This window comes from Novosphingobium sp. SG720 (assembly GCF_012275365.1).
Lineage (GTDB): Bacteria > Pseudomonadota > Alphaproteobacteria > Sphingomonadales > Sphingomonadaceae > Novosphingobium > Novosphingobium rhizosphaerae.
On the sequence record NZ_JAAZQN010000001.1, the window covers coordinates 1,916,583 to 1,932,825 of the forward strand.

14 protein-coding genes are annotated in these 16,243 nt (G+C 66.1%); 11 read left to right on the forward strand and 3 right to left on the reverse strand.

What is annotated here, in order from left to right:
* Positions 1–99: 99 nt before the first annotated feature.
* The 4 genes from FHW94_RS08575 to map all read left to right on the forward strand — a co-directional run bounded on the left by FHW94_RS08575 (position 100) and on the right by map (position 5,357).
* Complete coding sequence (locus tag FHW94_RS08575; protein ID WP_246865930.1) at positions 100–2,907, forward strand: TonB-dependent receptor; 2,808 nt, start codon at positions 100–102, stop codon at positions 2,905–2,907.
* A gap of 96 nt (positions 2,908–3,003) precedes the next feature.
* Positions 3,004–4,266, forward strand: coding sequence for a histidine-type phosphatase (locus FHW94_RS08580; protein ID WP_168555213.1), 1,263 nt, complete (start codon positions 3,004–3,006; stop codon positions 4,264–4,266).
* A gap of 91 nt (positions 4,267–4,357) precedes the next feature.
* Positions 4,358–4,564: a ParD-like family protein gene (locus FHW94_RS08585; protein WP_168555214.1), complete on the forward strand. Its 207-nt coding sequence runs from the start codon at positions 4,358–4,360 to the stop codon at positions 4,562–4,564.
* Between the two features lies 1 nt (position 4,565).
* A complete protein-coding gene (map, locus tag FHW94_RS08590) occupies positions 4,566–5,357 on the forward strand; it encodes a type I methionyl aminopeptidase (protein ID WP_168555215.1) in 792 nt (263 codons plus the stop codon).
* Positions 5,358–5,391: 34 nt separating this feature from the next.
* On the opposite strand, the gene ftrA is transcribed toward map, so the two are convergent.
* Positions 5,392–6,357: a transcriptional regulator FtrA gene (ftrA, locus tag FHW94_RS08595; RefSeq protein ID WP_168555216.1), complete on the reverse strand. Its 966-nt coding sequence runs from the start codon at positions 6,355–6,357 to the stop codon at positions 5,392–5,394.
* A 90-nt stretch (positions 6,358–6,447) separates the two neighbouring features.
* Here ftrA and FHW94_RS08600 point away from each other — a divergent pair, with 90 nt between their 5' ends.
* From FHW94_RS08600 to FHW94_RS08620, 5 genes are all read left to right on the forward strand, one after another.
* A complete protein-coding gene (locus FHW94_RS08600; RefSeq protein WP_168555217.1) occupies positions 6,448–7,056 on the forward strand; it encodes a glutathione S-transferase in 609 nt (202 codons plus the stop codon).
* Between the two features lie 135 nt (positions 7,057–7,191).
* A complete protein-coding gene (locus tag FHW94_RS08605) occupies positions 7,192–7,812 on the forward strand; it encodes a glutathione S-transferase family protein (RefSeq protein ID WP_168555218.1) in 621 nt (206 codons plus the stop codon).
* 67 nt (positions 7,813–7,879) lie between these two features.
* Complete coding sequence (locus tag FHW94_RS08610) at positions 7,880–9,907, forward strand: pyridoxamine 5'-phosphate oxidase family protein (RefSeq protein ID WP_168555219.1); 2,028 nt, start codon at positions 7,880–7,882, stop codon at positions 9,905–9,907.
* A gap of 33 nt (positions 9,908–9,940) precedes the next feature.
* A complete protein-coding gene (locus FHW94_RS08615) occupies positions 9,941–10,405 on the forward strand; it encodes a nuclear transport factor 2 family protein (protein WP_168555220.1) in 465 nt (154 codons plus the stop codon).
* 101 nt (positions 10,406–10,506) lie between these two features.
* On the forward strand, positions 10,507–11,415 hold the full coding sequence (locus tag FHW94_RS08620; protein WP_168555221.1) for a LysR family transcriptional regulator: 909 nt from the start codon (positions 10,507–10,509) through the stop codon (positions 11,413–11,415).
* A 48-nt stretch (positions 11,416–11,463) separates the two neighbouring features.
* On the opposite strand, the gene FHW94_RS08625 is transcribed toward FHW94_RS08620, so the two are convergent.
* The gene (locus FHW94_RS08625) at positions 11,464–12,366 is read right to left on the reverse strand and encodes a LysR family transcriptional regulator (protein ID WP_168555222.1); all 903 of its coding nucleotides are present in this window, start codon (positions 12,364–12,366) and stop codon (positions 11,464–11,466) included.
* A gap of 94 nt (positions 12,367–12,460) precedes the next feature.
* Here FHW94_RS08625 and FHW94_RS08630 point away from each other — a divergent pair, with 94 nt between their 5' ends.
* On the forward strand, positions 12,461–13,336 hold the full coding sequence (locus FHW94_RS08630; RefSeq protein ID WP_168555223.1) for an oxidoreductase: 876 nt from the start codon (positions 12,461–12,463) through the stop codon (positions 13,334–13,336).
* 7 nt (positions 13,337–13,343) lie between these two features.
* On the opposite strand, the gene FHW94_RS08635 is transcribed toward FHW94_RS08630, so the two are convergent.
* Positions 13,344–14,330 (reverse strand): LysR family transcriptional regulator, encoded by a 987-nt coding sequence (locus FHW94_RS08635; protein WP_168555224.1) that lies wholly within the window; start codon positions 14,328–14,330, stop codon positions 13,344–13,346.
* Between the two features lie 262 nt (positions 14,331–14,592).
* Here FHW94_RS08635 and FHW94_RS08640 point away from each other — a divergent pair, with 262 nt between their 5' ends.
* Positions 14,593–16,230, forward strand: coding sequence for a GMC family oxidoreductase N-terminal domain-containing protein (locus FHW94_RS08640; protein WP_246865931.1), 1,638 nt, complete (start codon positions 14,593–14,595; stop codon positions 16,228–16,230).
* Positions 16,231–16,243 lie beyond the last annotated feature (13 nt).

Below are 16,243 nucleotides of genomic sequence, written 5' to 3' on the forward strand. Positions count from 1 at the left end.
TGTGCCGTCAAATTTTTTCGGGGAATCGCGGGGTGTGTCTGCGTCCTTCCGGGCAGACCCGCCCACTGCGGCCGGTCGTGTTTCTCGAAGGGGGAAAACATGCCAGTTTCGTATCTGCGCCCGGCCCTGCTGGCCAGCGCACTCCACACGATGATCGTTCCGGCCGTGGCGCAACAGGCGCCGCAAGCGCTGCCTTCGGCCGATGCCGATGCCGCGCCCACGCAGGACGAACGCGCCATCGTGGTGATCGGCACGCGCAAGCAGGCCGCCGATATCCAGTTCCAGTCCTCCCACCCGATCTCGGTTCTTTCGGAAGAAGACCTGCGCCACACCGCCGTGCACAACGTGGCCGAAGCGCTGGGCCTGTTGCCAGGCGTCAACGTCGTCAACACCGGCTCCTCGTTCATCGGCGGCGTCGATGGCGCCTCGCGCGGGGAAGGCATGTATGTGACCATCCGCGGCCTCAATTCCGAATACAACGTCAACCTGATCAACGGCGTCAACGTCGCCCAGGGCCAACCCTATAGCCGCGGCGTGCAGCTTACCCTGCTGCCGCCCACGGGCCTCAACACCATCGTGCTCAACAAGGCCTCGCGCGCCGATATGGATGGCGATGCGATCGGCGGCACCGTGGATTTCCGCACGCCCTCGGCCTTCGACTATTCCGATCGCCTGCACGGCAGCGTGACCGCCTCGGGCCGCCTCGAAACCCGCGCGCGCACGTATGGCGACAGCGGCCTGGGCGGCGGCGTGGCGGCAGAATTTTCGTCGCGTTTTGGCCCCGGTCACACCATGGGCATCTACGTCAGCGGCTATTACGACAAGCGCACGTACACCAACAGCGAGATCCGCGGCGCGCAATCGGCGCACGATGATGGCAGCTGGGGCTATCTCAATGCGTCCAACAGCTCGGGCACCAGCTATCCCGGCCTCGATCCCGAACGCAATGCCGCGCTCACCGGCTTTGACGCGGGCGTGTCCAGCGGCAAGACGCGCCGGTTTGGCGGCAATGCCTCGCTCGACTGGCGCCCCGACGATACCACGCGCGTCTATCTGCGCGGCACCTATGCCAAGGCGCTGACAGAGCAGGATTCCACCCTGGCGCAGTACAACGGTGGCACCAAGGCCTGGGTACTTTCGCCCGGCACCGATCGCTATATCCTCACCGTGCCTTCGGTCTCGGTGCGCAACTACTTCGAAACCAACCCGGAGACCGCAATCCTCGCCACCGCCGCCTTTGGCGGGGAAAAGCAGCTTGGCGCCTGGAAGATCGCGCCCGAAGTGTTCTACAGCGAAGGGCACAACAACCGCCCCAACCATATCGAGGCCTCGGCCCGCATCAACCAGTCCGACAAGTATACCAGCGGCTCCAAGATTCCGCTGGGCGGACAATCGGTTGGCTATAGCGACAACTACCCCGTCGCGCTCTATAACCAGGCCATCTTCGACGCGTTCGACAATTCCGCCAGCGTCCTGCCCGCGCGCCGCGCCGGCCAGCTCACCGAACAGTTCAGCGGCCAGCGCAAGTGGGGCGGCCGTATCGACGTGAGCCGCGAATTTGCCGATGACAGCCTGCTGCACAGCATCGCCTTCGGTGCCAAGCTGCAAAGCAGCAAGCGCAACGTGACCAGCCGCGACTGGACGACCGACTATGTGGCCAACTACCTGGGCCACAGCACGACCTGGGCGCAACTGGGCCTGACCAACGGCACTTATGCCCACACTTATCCGGGCCTTTATGACTGGTCGCTGCCACGCTTCAACAAGGCTGCGCTGTTCAACTTGTTCTACAAGTACCAGTTCGCCAACGAAGCCGATGGATCAAGCTACAACAGCTTCGACACATGCGGTTCGCTCTATGTGAACAACTACAATTGCGGCACGCTGTCGGGCCGCGAAACGGTGGCGGCGGGCTATGCCACGGCCACGCTCAAGGCTGGCAACCTGGAAGTGATCCCCGGCCTGCGCTTCGAACACACCACGATCAACAACACCTACTGGGTCATGGCCTATTCTGCCGGGGTCGAACAGCCTGGCGCCTTCTCCAGCAACCGCACCACTTACGACGTGCTGCTGCCCAGCCTGTTTGCCAACTGGCGCCCCAGCGACAAGATTGTGGCGCGCGGCGACGTGTGGTTTTCCTATACCCGCCCACCGTTCTTCCAGCTGGGCGGCAGTTCCACCGCCCGCGCCGGCGACGATGGCAAGACCACGATCGTGGAAGGCAATCCCAACCTGAAGCCGATCCGCGCGATCAACATCGACACCTCGGTGGAATGGAACTTCGCAGCCTCCGGCCATGTCATGCTGGGCGGCTATTACAAGCGGCTGACCAACTACCTCTATGACAGCGGCACCACGCTGCTCAATACCGCCACTAGCGACGGCACCGGGCAAACCTTCGTCACCCGCCCCCTCAACGGCGGCAGCGGCAATGTCTATGGCGTGGAATTTCAGGTGCAGAAGACCTTCGTCGAACTGCCCGGTGCGCTGCGCGGTTTCGGCATCGGCGCCAATCTCACCCGGCAGTGGACCAGCGTGGACATCGGCAACGGCGTGATCCGCAATATCCAGAACGCGCCCGACGTGATGGGCCAGGCCCGCGTGTTCTATGCGCTCGGTGGTTTCTCGATCGACGCCATCTACAACTACACCGGCGCCTATCTCGAATCCTACAACTACCTGGGCCAAGCCACCCGCTGGGACGATCGCTGGGTGCGCCCGGTCAAGCGGGTCGACCTCCACGCTGGCTACGATTTCGGCAATGGCCTCAAGGCCGACATCTCGGTGGCCAACTTGTTCAACAACTACACCTATTGGGCGCACATCGGGCGCCATTCGCTGGCCATTTCCGACATCGTCAACTCCGGCACCACCGGGCTGGCCAGCATCAAGTATTCGTTCTGATCGATCGCTGATCCTTCACTGGTCCCTCACCTGGGGCGGCGGCCGTCATCGTGCGGCTGTCGCCTCCCTTTCGTATTTCGCAGGTAACCGTCCGCCATGCTCCGTCCTGCCCCAATCGCCCTGTCCCTGCTGGCCGCGCTGCTGCCGGCCATGGCCGTCGCCCGCCCTGCGGCCCATCACTCGACCCCAGCCCCCTCGGGCTACCGCGTCGATCGCGTGGTCCTGCTCATTCGCCATGGCATCCGCGCGCCGCTTGATGGCGAAGCGGCGGCGGCGCCCTTGGCAGACCAGCCTTTTCCCCAGTGGGACACGCCCCCCAGCCAGTTGACGCCGCATGGCGCCCAAGCCTTGGCCCTGGTTGCCGGCTATGCGCGCACGCGCCTGATCGGCCAGGGCCTGCTTCCGGCGCGGGGCTGCCCCCTGCCCGGGCACGTGGCCCTCTGGACCAACAGCAAGTCGCGCACGATCGCCAGCGGCCAGGCCCTGGCCCAGGGCCTGGCGCCTGGCTGCCCGCTACCGGTCGACCATCGGCCAGAGGGGATTGCAGATCCGCTGTTCGATGCCTTGGAAGCGCAGGCGGTGCCGTTCGATGCGCCGGCCGCTGCAGCCAGCATCAATGCGCAGCTCAACGGCGGCGCAGCGCTGATGGCCGGCATGGACAAGGCCGTGGCCACGATGACGCGCGTGCTCGGCTGCCATCGGCCCTGCCCCATCGCCACCCTGCCCAATCGTATCGTGCCGTCGGCCGACGGCAAAGGGTTGAGCCTGACCGGCCCGATCGACCTTGCCTCGGGCACGGCGCAAGTGTTCCTGCTGCAATATGCGCAAGGCATGCCGCTTTCCCAGGTTGGCTGGGGGCGCGCCAACGCGGCCGACATTGCCACGATGTCCCCGCTCCACGCCCGGCTGTTCGATGTCTTCGCCCGCTCGGCCTATATGGCCCCGCGCGTGGGCGGCCTGATCGCGCGGCGGATCGCCACAACGCTCACCGTGCGCGAGGCACCGGATGTCACGGTCCTGGTGGGCCACGACAACACCATCGCCGCCGTCACCGCGCTGATCGGCACGCAATTCCAGCTGCCCGGCTATGGTCGGAACGATCCGCCGATCGGTGGCGGCCTGCTGTTCGAACGCTTGACCGAGCGGCACACGGGCCGGCACTTGTTGCGCCTGTCGTACCTCGCGCAAACGCCCGATCAGGCCCGCCAGCTTCGCCCCTTGCCGCAAACCGGCACGGGCCAGCCCCTGCACCGGCTGTCACTCGGCCGATGTGGCACCACCTGCACGCCGGCCAGGTTTGCCGCCCTGATCGCCCGCCAAACCGCAGCGCTGCCGCCCGCTCCCGGGATGGACCGCTGAATACGGTGAATGGCAACGAGCCGATGCTTTCCTTGACCAGCGCCGCCATACGAAGCATATACGTTTCATATATCGGAACGGGGATTGCGGCATGGGTATCGTCAAAATCGAAGACAATCTGCACGAGGAAGTCCGCAAGGCGAGCGCGGTCATGTGCCGATCGATTAACGCCCAGGCCGAATTCTGGATGAAGGTGGGCATGCTGGCCGAAGCCAACGCCACGCTCTCGTTCAACCAGATCGTCAAGGCGCAGCTGGAAGCGGCGCAGGTCCATATTCCCGAGGCGGCCGCGGCCTGACATGGTCAAGACCCCCGATGAACTGGCGTTGATGCGGATTTCCGGCCGCTTGCTGGCCCGCGTCTTTGAAATGCTGGATCAACAGCAGTTGGCGGGCATGACCACGATGGCGGTCAACGACCTGGTCGAGCGCTATATCACCGAAGAGCTTGCAGCCCGCCCGGCCAGCAAAGGGCAGTATGGCTTTGCCTATGTGCTGAACTGCTCGATCAACGATGTGGTCTGTCATGGTGTGCCGGACGGTTCGGCGGTGATCGGTGACGGCGATATCATCAATCTCGACATCACGCTCGAAAAGAACGGATATATCGCCGATTCCAGCAAGACGTACCTCGTCGGCGAAGTAGCGCCTGCCGCCAGACGGCTTGTCCGCGTGGCGCAAGAGGCGATGTGGCAAGGGATTGGCCGCGTCAGACCCGGTGCGCAGCTGGGCGATATCGGCCACGCCATCGAACGCCACGCCAAGAAGCATGGCTATTCGGTTGTGCGCGACTATTGCGGCCATGGCATCGGGTGCGAAATGCACGAAGAGCCGCAGGTTCTGCATTTCGGCAAGCCGGGCAGAGGCCTGCCGCTGCACGAAGGCATGGTCTTCACCATCGAACCGATGATCAACCAGGGCACCTGCCGGACTTTGACAAGGGACGATGGTTGGACCGTGGTAACCGCCGATGGGAAATTGTCCGCGCAGTTCGAGCATACCATCGCCGTGACCAGGGACGGGTTCGAAGTACTCACCTTGCGCAGCGGCGAAAAGCCCGCGCTGGCAGCGCCAGGCTTACGGTCGGCCTGACAACGCCCCCGCGGGCAAGCCTTGCTGGCTGGCATTACGATCCACGGCGTCCGAAACTTCGCCGATAGGCCGTGGGCGCAAGCCCGGTCGCGCCACGGAAATGCTGGCGGAAATTGGCGGCGGTGCCAAAACCGGCGCGCTCCGCAATTGTTTCGATCGACTGGTCTGTCTCTTCGATCAGCATGCGCGCCAAGGCGATGCGCTGCTGCTGAAGCCATCCGCCCGGCGTCAGTCCGGTCGCGCCGAGCACATGGCGATGGAGGCTGCGTGGGCTCAGATGCGCAGTGGCCGCCATGCGCTCGACGCTCCAGTTCTCGTGAAGGCGTGCCTGCACGGCGGCAAGAAGGCCGGCAAGGCGATGGCCCGCCGGCGGCGGCACGGAACGCTCGACAAACTGGGCCTGCCCACCCTCGCGATGGGGCGCAATCACCAGGCGCCGTGCCACGCTGTTCGCCGCCTTCTGGCCAAAGTCCTTGCGCACCAGATGCAGGCAAAGATCGAGGCCGGCGGCGCTTCCGGCCGAGGTCAGGATGTTGCCTTCGTCGATATAGAGCACATCGGGTTCCACCACCGCTGCGGTGGCCTGCTGGGCAAGCGAGGCCAGATGGCGCCAATGGGTGGTGGCGCGCCGGCCATCGAGCAGCCCCGCCTGGGCCAGCACGAAGCTTCCCCCGCAAATGCCCACCAACCGCGCCCCGCGCATGCTGGCGCATTTGAGCGCGGCCAGCAAGGCGGCGGGCGCAGGCTCATGCGGCCCCCGCCATCCCGGAATCACGATCGTATCGGCTTGGTCGAGCAGGCCCAGATCGCCATCGGGCACCACGCGCAACCCTCCGTTGGCGCGCAAGGGGCCAGGCTCGCCCGCAGCGGTAAGGCAGCGATACCAATGGGGGCCCATCTCCGGTCGAGCCAGGCCAAAGACCTCGTAGGCGCAGCCGAACTCGAAGGTGCAAAGGCGGTCATAGGTCAGGATGACGACCAGGGGATTGGCGTTTGGCATGATCCTTTCGATAGTTGTCATCCCTGCCAGTGGCAACGGCGGCAACGCGGTTTTATTGTGGTCAGGCAAACCACAACGGGGAAGATTGTGATGAAACTGATCGGCATGCTGGATTCGCCCTATGTGCGGCGCGTCGCTATCTCGCTGCGCCTGTTGGGGTTGGATTTCGAGCATCAGGCTATCTCGGTATTCTCCACGTACGACGCCTTTGCCGCGATCAATCCGGTGGTGAAAGCGCCCACGCTGGTGACCGACGAAGGCGTCGTCCTGATGGACTCCGGCCTCATCCTCGAACATGCCGAGCGCATGGCAGGGCTCACTTTGTCTCCTGCGGACCTTGCGGCGCATGCCCGGTCACAGCGGATCATCGGCCTGGCTCTGGCCGCCTGCGAAAAGAGCGTGCAGATCGTTTACGAACAGCTGCTTCGGCCCGAAGAAAAGCGTCATCAGCCATGGCTTGATCGCGTTCGCGGCCAGTTGGTCCAGGCCTATCACCTGCTGGAGAAGGAAGTCAGCCTGGCGCGGCCGTGGTGCTTTGGCGACCAGCCGCTTCAGGCGGACATCACCAGCGCCGTGGCCTGGCGCTTTACCCGCGAGATGGTGCCCGAAACGCTTGATCCGCAGGCCTTGCCAGCACTCAACCGTTTGTCGCAGTGGGCCGAAGCGAGCGAGCCCTTCGTAGAGTTTCCCTTCCACTGAGCCAGATTCGCGGCGCTGGTATTGCATCCCAGGCAATGATGTCGTGCCGCGAATGGGCATTATCGCTTGGGCGGTGGAGGCGCATCTTTCGGGTGCGGGCCGGATGCGGCCTTCGAACCACGCAGGAGCACTTCCATGAAGCTGTACCATCATCCGCTCTCGGGCCATTCGCATCGTGCCCGGCTCTTCGCATCGCTGCTCGGCCTCGATGCTGAGCTGGTCGAAGTCGATCTCCTTGCCGGCGAACACAAGCAGCCGGCATTCCTGGCCCTCAATCCGCTGGGGCAGGTTCCCGTGCTGGTCGATGATGAAGGCACGGTTGTTGCCGACTCCAACGCGATCCTGGTCTACCTTGCTCGCAAGCATGACCGCACCGACTGGCTGCCGGGAGATGCCGTTGGCGAGGCCGCCGTGCAGCGCTGGCTTTCCGTCGCGGCAGGCGAGCTTGCCTTTGGGCCGGCCGCCGCGCGCCTCGTCACCGTGTTCGGTTCGCGCCATAACCCGCAGGAAGTGATTGCACGGGCCCACGCCCTGCTGGCCAACCTGGAGCGCCATCTCCAACACCGCGACTGGCTGGTCGGCCCCGGCCCGACCATCGCCGACGTTGCCCTCTACAGCTACCTTTCGAGCGCGCCGGAAGGGAACGTCGACCTCGCCGCCTACCCCCGCGTTCGTGCGCTGCTGTCGCGGATCGAGAACCTTCCCGGCTTCGTGCCTTTCGTCGAGACGGCCGCCGGCCTTCGCGCCGCAGCCTGATGCGTGACCGGTGGTTTGCGCAACGTCCCGCAGGCAAACCACCGGTGCCCTCATGATGGAGGCAACCATGCCCGAAGCCACTCCGATCGAGCCCCAGGCCATCTGGCACGAGGGCGAGCGCGCCATCCAGGCCCATGTCGGCGCCGTGGCCCGCATGGCCGAACTGGGCGCTCGGGTGATCCGGCCGTTCATGCCCGACCAGCATCGCACCTTCTACGCACAGCTTCCCTTCGCAATCCTGGGCAGCGTCGATGATACCGGCGCGCCTTGGGCAACCGTGGTGGAAGGCGCGCCTGGCTTCCTCTCCTCGCCCGATCCCACCAGGCTCGCGCTGGCCGCCTTGCCGCATAGCGGTGATCCGGCGTTGGGCGGCATCTATGATGGTGCGGGATTGGGTCTGCTGGGCATCGAGCTGCACACCCGCCGCCGCAACAGGGTCAACGGAACCCTGCGCCAGACCAGCGATGGCGCGTCGGTGCTGGAAGTCGGGCAAAGCTTCGGCAATTGCCCGCAGTATATCCAGCAGCGTGACGCAACGCTGTCGCGCCCCCCAGCCAGTGCGCCAGCGCAGCCTGCGCAGGCCCTGGACAGGCTGGACGCTGCGGCGCGCGCGATGATTGCAGCGGCCGATACCTTCTTCGTCGCCTCCTACGCCGATCGGCCGGGGATCGGCCGCCAGGTCGATGTGTCGCATCGCGGCGGCAAGCCCGGCTTCGTGCGGGTGGACGCGCAAGGCGTGCTCACCGTGCCAGACTTTTCGGGCAACCTGTTTTTCGCGACGCTCGGCAACATCATGCTCAACGGGCGCGCTGGCCTGGTGTTCATCGATTTCGAAAGCGGCGATCTGCTGCAGATGTCCGGCACGGCGCAGGTCCTGCTGGATTCGCCAGAGATTGCCACGTTCGCCGGTGCCGAGCGGCTCTGGACATTTACCCCAGACCGCATCGTGCGACGGCCCGGTGCCCTCGCGCTGCGCTGGGCGTTTCGCGAACAGGGCTGGTCGCCCACCACGCTCGCCACCGGGCAATGGCGCAGGGCTTCGGACTGGCACAAGATGCGGGTTGTCCAGGTCGTGCAGGAAAGCGCCAGCATCCGCTCTTTCCACTTGCGCCCCGTGTCACCCGCGCCGGCTTGGCAGCATCGCGCCGGCCAGCACCTGCCGATCCGGATCAACCTGCCCGGTGCCGACCGGCCGCTGGTCCGCACCTACACGCTCTCGTCCGCTCCCTCCGATCCGCTCTACCGGATCAGCGTGAAGCGCGAGGGGGCGGTCTCGTCCTGGCTGCACGATCACCTGCACGAAGGCGATACGATCGAGGCCCGCGCCCCGGCAGGTGGTTTCGTTGTCGATGCAGATGCGCCCCGGCTGGCGGTGCTGATCGGCGCCGGGATCGGCATAACCCCGATGGTGTCGATGCTGCGCGAGCTGGTCAGCCGTGGCCATGGCGGCCAGCCGGCGCGCCCGGTCGTGCTGATCCAGTCTGCACGATCCCTGGCAGAGCGCGCGTTCGCGGCGGAACTGGGCCAAGTTGGCAAGGGCGTTCGGCTCGTGCGCGTGTTGGGCGATACGTCCGACGCGCAAGACGGCGCAGATTACGATGCTGCCGGGCGGATAGACCTGCCGCTGCTGGCACGCGTGCTGCCCTTTGGCGACCATGACTTTTACCTGTGCGGGCCAGGCGGCTTCATGCAGGCCATCTACGATGCGCTGCGCGGGGCCAACGTGCCGGATCACCGCATCCATGCCGAGGCATTCGGTCCCTCTGCCCTGCAACGGCGAGGCGATAGCCAGGCTTTGGCCGCGCCCGCCGTGTTGCCGGCCACCAAGCCGGTCCCCGTTCTGTTCACCGCCTCGCTCAAGGAGGCCCGGTGGGCGCCCAAAGACGGCACCTTGCTCGAACTTGCCGAAGCGCGTGGCCTCACCCCGGCATTCGGCTGCCGCAGCGGATCGTGCGGATCGTGCAAGGTCAAGCTGGTCGCTGGTTCGGTCGCTTATCCGCGCGCGCCTTCGGCCAGCGTTGGCCAGGACGAAGTCCTGCTTTGCTGCGCCGTGCCGGCGCAGCAAAGCGAGCAACCCCTGCAAATCGAAGCCTGACACTCTCCCCTCTCTCTATCGACAGGACATGCCATGACCCGCCCACCTCTGCCCCCGTTCGACGAAGCCAGCGCGCGCGAAAAAGTGCGCCTGGCAGAAGACGGCTGGAACAGCCGCGATCCTGCGCGCGTCGCGCAGGCCTATACGGTCGATAGTCGCTGGCGCAACCGTGCCGAGTTTTTCACCGGCCGCGACCAGGTCGAAGCCTTTTTGCGCCGCAAATGGGATCGCGAACTGAATTACCGCCTCATCAAGGATCTTTGGGCGTTCGGCGGCAACCGCATCGCGGTACGCTATGCCTATGAATACCACAACGACAGCGGGCAGTGGTTTCGCGCCTATGGCAACGAGAACTGGGAGTTTGCCGCCGACGGCCTGATGCACGTGCGCCATTGCAGCATCAACGAGCATCCGATCCGCGAAGAAGACCGCCAGTTCCACTGGCCGCTCGGCCGTCGCCCCGACGACCATCCCGGCCTCGAGCACTTCGGCTTCTGATGCGCGCGCGGGCGGATGACCTCGGGACATTGTTTGATCGGGGGGCGGCAACCTTGCGCGAAACGCTCCCCCGCGTACTCTAGGGCGGAAAGGAGACCATCGTGGACCGCTGGCAATCGATGCGCATCTTTGCCGAAGTGGCCCGGCATGCCAGCTTTGCCGAGGCGGCGCGGCGGCTGCACATGAGCGCCCCCGCCGTCACGCGCGCCGTCGCAACGCTCGAAGAGCATATCGGCACCCGCCTGCTGGTCCGCTCCACGCGCTCGGTCAAGCTCACCGAGCCGGGCGCGCGCTACTATGCCGATTGCCAGCGCATCCTTGCCGATATCGCAGAGGCCGAGGCGACGGCAGCCGGATCGTTCGCCACGCCTTCGGGCACGCTGACCGTTACGGCGCCTGCGATGTTCGGCCGGATGTACGTCCTGCCCGTGCTGACCGAGTATCTTGACCGCTACCCGCAAGTGGTGGGGCGCACATTGTTCGTCGACCGGCCGGTCAACCTGATCGAGGAAGGGGTCGATCTTGCGGTGCGTATCGGCCACCTGGCGGATTCGGCGCTGGTTGCAACGCGCGTGGGTTCTTCGCGCATGGTCGTCGTCGGCGCGCCAGACTACCTGCGCCAGCACGGCACGCCAACCAGCCCGGAAGATCTGCGCCGCTTTCGCATCGCTGCATCGACGGCAGCCTGGGCCTCGCCCGAATGGCAGTTCGCCAATGACGCGCGGGTGCGCATCGAACCAGCCATGCTGTGCAACACCAACGACGCGGCGATCAACGCCGCCCTCGCCGGCTGGGGCCTGACGCGCGTCCTGGACTATCAGGTTGGCGCTGCGCTGGCCGATGGGCGATTGCAGATCCTGCTCGAAGACCACGAGCCGCCTGCCTTCCCCATTCACGTGCTCCACACTGGCGGTTCGCATGCGCCGGCCAAGGTCAGGGCCTTTATCGACCTTGCCGTGGCCAAGCTGCGCACCAGCCGCTTGCAGGCCCGCGAAGGGCCACACCCATGAAGCAGCCAATCGCCACGCAGCCCTTTCGCGAAAACGGGTGCCTGGCTTTCAGCCAAAGCCGTGCCGCGTAAAGTCGATGAAGGCGCGCAGCGGTGGCGGCACGTGCCGGCGGCCGGAATAATAGAGCATCGGGCCCGAAAACGGCGAACTCCAATCCTGCAACACGGGCTCTAGCGCGCCGCTGTCGAGATATGGCGCGAGCCAGTCTTCGAACAGGGCGATCAATCCAAGTCCCGCCACGGCCGCGCTGATCAGCAGATCGCACGCCATGCCAGGCCGGACCAGCAGGCGCGTGGGTGGATCAACGCGTACGATCTCGTTGTCTTTTTCGAATTCCCATTCGGCCGGCGCGCCGCTGGAAAAGCGCAGCCCCAGGCACGCGTGCGCCAGCAGGTCGCGGGGATGCGCCGGGCGCCCTTGCGATGCCAGATACGCGGGCGATGCAGCCACCACGATACGCTGGGTTCGCGGCCCGATCGGCAGTGCGATCATGTCCTGCTCTAACCGTTCTTCATAACGGATTCCGGCATCTGCCCCGGACGCCAGAATATCGACGAAGCTGTCTTCGACCGTCACCTCCACGCGGATCTTGGGGTGGGCCAGCAGAAATGGCGGAAGAATGCCGGGCAGCACCGTGCGCGCGACGTTGGCGGGCACATTGAGACGCAACGTGCCCGCCGGTTCGTCAGTCTGCGCCTGCACGCCTTCCAGCGCGGCACCGATTTCCGCAAGGGCGGGAGATAGCCGCTCGAACAGCCGGGTTCCGGCCTCGGTCAGCGATATGCTGCGCGTGCTGCGGTGGAGCAGGCGCACGCCAAGCCTGCCTTCCAGCCTCCGCAAAGCTTCGCTCAGCCCGGACGCGGAAACGCCGGACATGCGCGCCGCCTCGCGAAAGCCCCCGGCGCGGGCCACGGCCGCAAAGGCAGAGAGATCATCCAGCTCGACAGGCATTGTGCGAAATTCCGTACAGACCGTTTGGAATGGGCTACCTTATCGATCATCGACGCCAGGTCTATATCCTCGCCATCGCTAGAGGAGATTTGCCATGACCGTTGCAGCCAAGGCCGGAAACTTTCGTTTGGGCACCCGCATCGTGAACAGGATGGGCTATGGCGCGATGCAGCTTGCCGGGCCCGGCGTATTCGGTCCGCCGCGCGACCGCCAGGAAGCGGTGGCCGTGGTGCGCGCCGCCGTGGCCGCCGGCGTCAACCATATCGACACCAGCGATTTCTACGGCCCGCACATCACCAACCAGATCCTGCGCGAAGCCTTGCACCCCTATGGCCCCGACCTGACGATCGTGACCAAAGTGGGCGCCGTGCGCGGGGACGATGCATCGTGGCTGCCTGCGCAAAGCCCCGCCCAGCTTACCCAGGCGGTTCATGACAATTTGCGCAACCTGGGGCTGGAGCGGCTGGACGTGGTCAACCTGCGTCTGATGGGCGATGTCCATGCGCCTAGCGAAGGGTCGGTGGAACAACAATTCTCGGCGCTGGCCCGCCTACAGGACCAAGGCCTGATCGCGCATCTGGGGCTGAGCAACGCCACGCCCGCACAGGTGGCGCAAGCCCAGGCCATCGCCCCGGTCGCCTGCGTGCAGAACCATTACAACCTGGTTCACCGTGGCGATGATGCGATGATCGATGAATTGGCAGCCCAGGGCATCGCCTATGTCCCGTTCTTCCCCTTGGGCGGTTTCAGCCCGATCCAGTCTGACGCCCTGTCCGCGCTCGCGGGCGATCTTGGCGCCACCCCCATGCAGGTTGCGCTGGCCTGGCTGCTGGCCCGCTCACCCAACATCCTGCTGATTCCCGGCACGTCGCGCACGGCCCATCTTCATGAAAACCTGGCAGCGGCCGAACTGAACCTGCCCGCGCCGGTGCAAGCGCAGCTTGATGCGATCGGTGCGGCGCCGCGTTGAAAGCCGGTCAGACGACCGCCAAGGCGCGCCGCGCCGCAGTGGCATCGGCGCGGTAATGGTTGGCAAGGAAGTCTGCCGCGATCTGCAGCCGGCGATCGGCACGGGCGCGTGAGGTCAGGACCAGCAGGGCCTGCGGCGATGGCAGGTTGAAGGCCAGGTCAAGCATCTCCAGGCGATGCGTGATCGCGTCGAGCGCCCGCGCCTCGGCAAACAGGCAGGCGACGGCGCCATCGCCCACGACGCTGGCAAGGATCGCGTTGTAATCATCGGTTTCGACATCGTACCGCATCGCTTGCAGCCCCGCCCGGTGCAGCGCGGCATTGACCACCTGGCGCAGCGGGTGTGGCGGCGACAGGCCAGCCAGCGGCCAGGCCATCAGGTCCTCTCGCGTGATCGCCGGGCGCCCGGCCAGCGGGTGATCGTGGGCGACGAACATCGCCAGCGGCTCGTCGATCACGCCTGCCGCGGTGACGGCCTGGCCAACGCCAAGCTCGGCAAAGCCCAACCCCTCGTCTGGCTCGGCAAGTTGGTCGGCAATCACGATGGCAAGGTCGAGCGTGCCGCTGCGCACGTCGGCCATGGTCTGGGACGCGGTCAGGTCGGTCGAATGCAACACGATCTGGCATTCGGGAAAGCGGCGCCGCAATTCCCCCACCCGGTGCGCAAGGTGGCGCAGCGCATAAGGCGCGATGCACACATGCCAGACGCTTTCCCCGGCCTGGACATGCGAACGCGCGTCATCCTCAAGCCGCGCGATGGCCAGCAAGACGTCTTCGGCGCGGATGACAATCTGCTCCCCTAAGGGCGTCAACGTCGGCACCATGCCCGGGCGCCGCAGGAAAAGCGGCCCGCCCAGCCTGGCTTCCAGCGCCCGCACGTGTTCGCCCACCACGACCGGCGCGAGGTTGAGCATCGCCCCAGCCGCGCGAAAGCTGCCCAGCCGGGCGACAGCCAGAAATATCTCGAGTTGGCGCAAGGTCAGATGAGTCTTCATGCCTCTCCCCGCCCCGCCATCTTCCGCAGGTGCTAGGTTTTATCCTAGCACCTGCACGGTATTTTCGCAATTCTTTGCGTCGTCTGCGCAAGCCTATCCTTGCCCCACAGATCGCGCGGCCCGCCAGAGGCTGCCGGCCACATGGGAGAAGGAAGTTGGACGCGACCCCAGGACAGTCCACGCACGCCAATCGCCTTGCCGTTCCGCAGGCCGGGCCGCGATCGCGTTGGGCCGCAAAGCCCCTCGCCTTGGAAACGCGCGCATGAACCTGGCGCGCATGGCGGCCGAAGCCGAGGTCATCGTCGTTGGCGGAGGATCCGCCGGCTGCGCCATGGCCGCGCGGCTGGCCGAGGCCGGGGTGGCGACCTTGCTGCTCGAGGCCGGGAAAAGCGACGTGACGCTGCGCAGCTATGTTCCCGCGCTCACGTTCGCGGTGGTCAACAACCCGGCTTTCGACCGCAGCATTGCGGCCGAACCCGATACCAGCCTGGGCGGGCGGCGCTACCTGTGGCCTGCGGCGCGGCGCCTGGGCGGTGGCAGCGCGATCAACGGCATGATCTACGTGCGCGGCCATCGCCGCGACTATGACGGCTGGGCCGAGCGCGGCGCAACCGGGTGGGGCTTTGACGATGTCGTGCCCTATTTCCGGCGCATGGAACGGGCCGAGGCCGGTGGCGACGCCTGGCGCGGCGATTCTGGCCCGATCACGGTGGCGCGCAATCGGATGTCGTATCCGGTGGTCGATGCTTTCATTGCGGCAGCTGGCGCGGTCGGCATCCCGCGCAATCCCGAGCAGAACGGGCGCCTTTCTGGCGAGGGCGCGTTCCACTCCGAGGCCACCCAGCACGGCGGACTGCGATGCAGCGCGGCACGCGGCTATCTGCGCGGCGCGATCGACACCAGCCGGCTGCGCGTGGTGACGGGGATCGACGTCCTCAAGGTGATCATCACCGCTGGCCGCGCCACCGGCGTCCTGGTGCGGCACGAGGGTGTGGAACAGGTGCTGCCCGCGCGCCTGGGCGTGGTGCTGTCGGCCGGCACGCTGAACACACCGCGCCTGCTCATGCTCTCGGGCATCGGCCCGGCCGCCGACCTTGCCCGCCACGGCATTGCCTGCCATGCAGACAGCCCCCAAGTCGGCGCCAACCTGCAGGAGCACGTCGGCGCGCACGTCGTGCTCGCCACCCGCAGCCGGTCGATCAACAGCGATACACGGGGATGGCGCGCCCTTGGCGAAGGGCTGTCGTTCCTGCTGCGTCGGCGCGGCGCGCTGACCACGTCGATGTGCCACGCCAACGCCTTTGCGCGCACTTCGGCAGAAGCAGACATTCCCGATGTGCAGATCTCGTTGACGGCGATGGCGTTCACCTTCGGGCCCAACGGGAGGGCGGTCCTGCTCAAGCGCCCTGCGGTAAGCGTCACGGTTTGCCTTGCCCGCCCGGAAGGGCGCGGGCGCGTGCAGTTGCAGTCTGCCGATCCCGATGCCCCCCCGCTGGTCCAACATCGCCTTCTGGGCAGCGACGCCGATCTTGAGCGGCTGGCTCGCGGCATCGAAATTGCCCGCGACATCACTGCGCAACCGCCCTTGGCAGACCTGGTGGAGGCCGAGCTTGCCCCTGGCCGAGCGGTATCCGGCGCAGCGCTGCGGGCGCATCTGCGCGACAACGCCATCCCGCTCTACCACCCGGTAGGCACCTGCAGAATGGGCAGCGACGCGGCCTCTGTGGTCGATCCCGACCTCGCGGTACGCGGGGTGGCAGGGCTGTGGGTGGCCGATTGCTCGGTCATGCCGACGCTGCCGGTCGGCAATACCAACGCGACTGCGATGATGATCGGCGACAAGGGCGCCGACCACGTCCTCAAGGCCATCCGCCAGGCTGGCATGGCCCGCGCTTCATAACAACGGGGAGAGA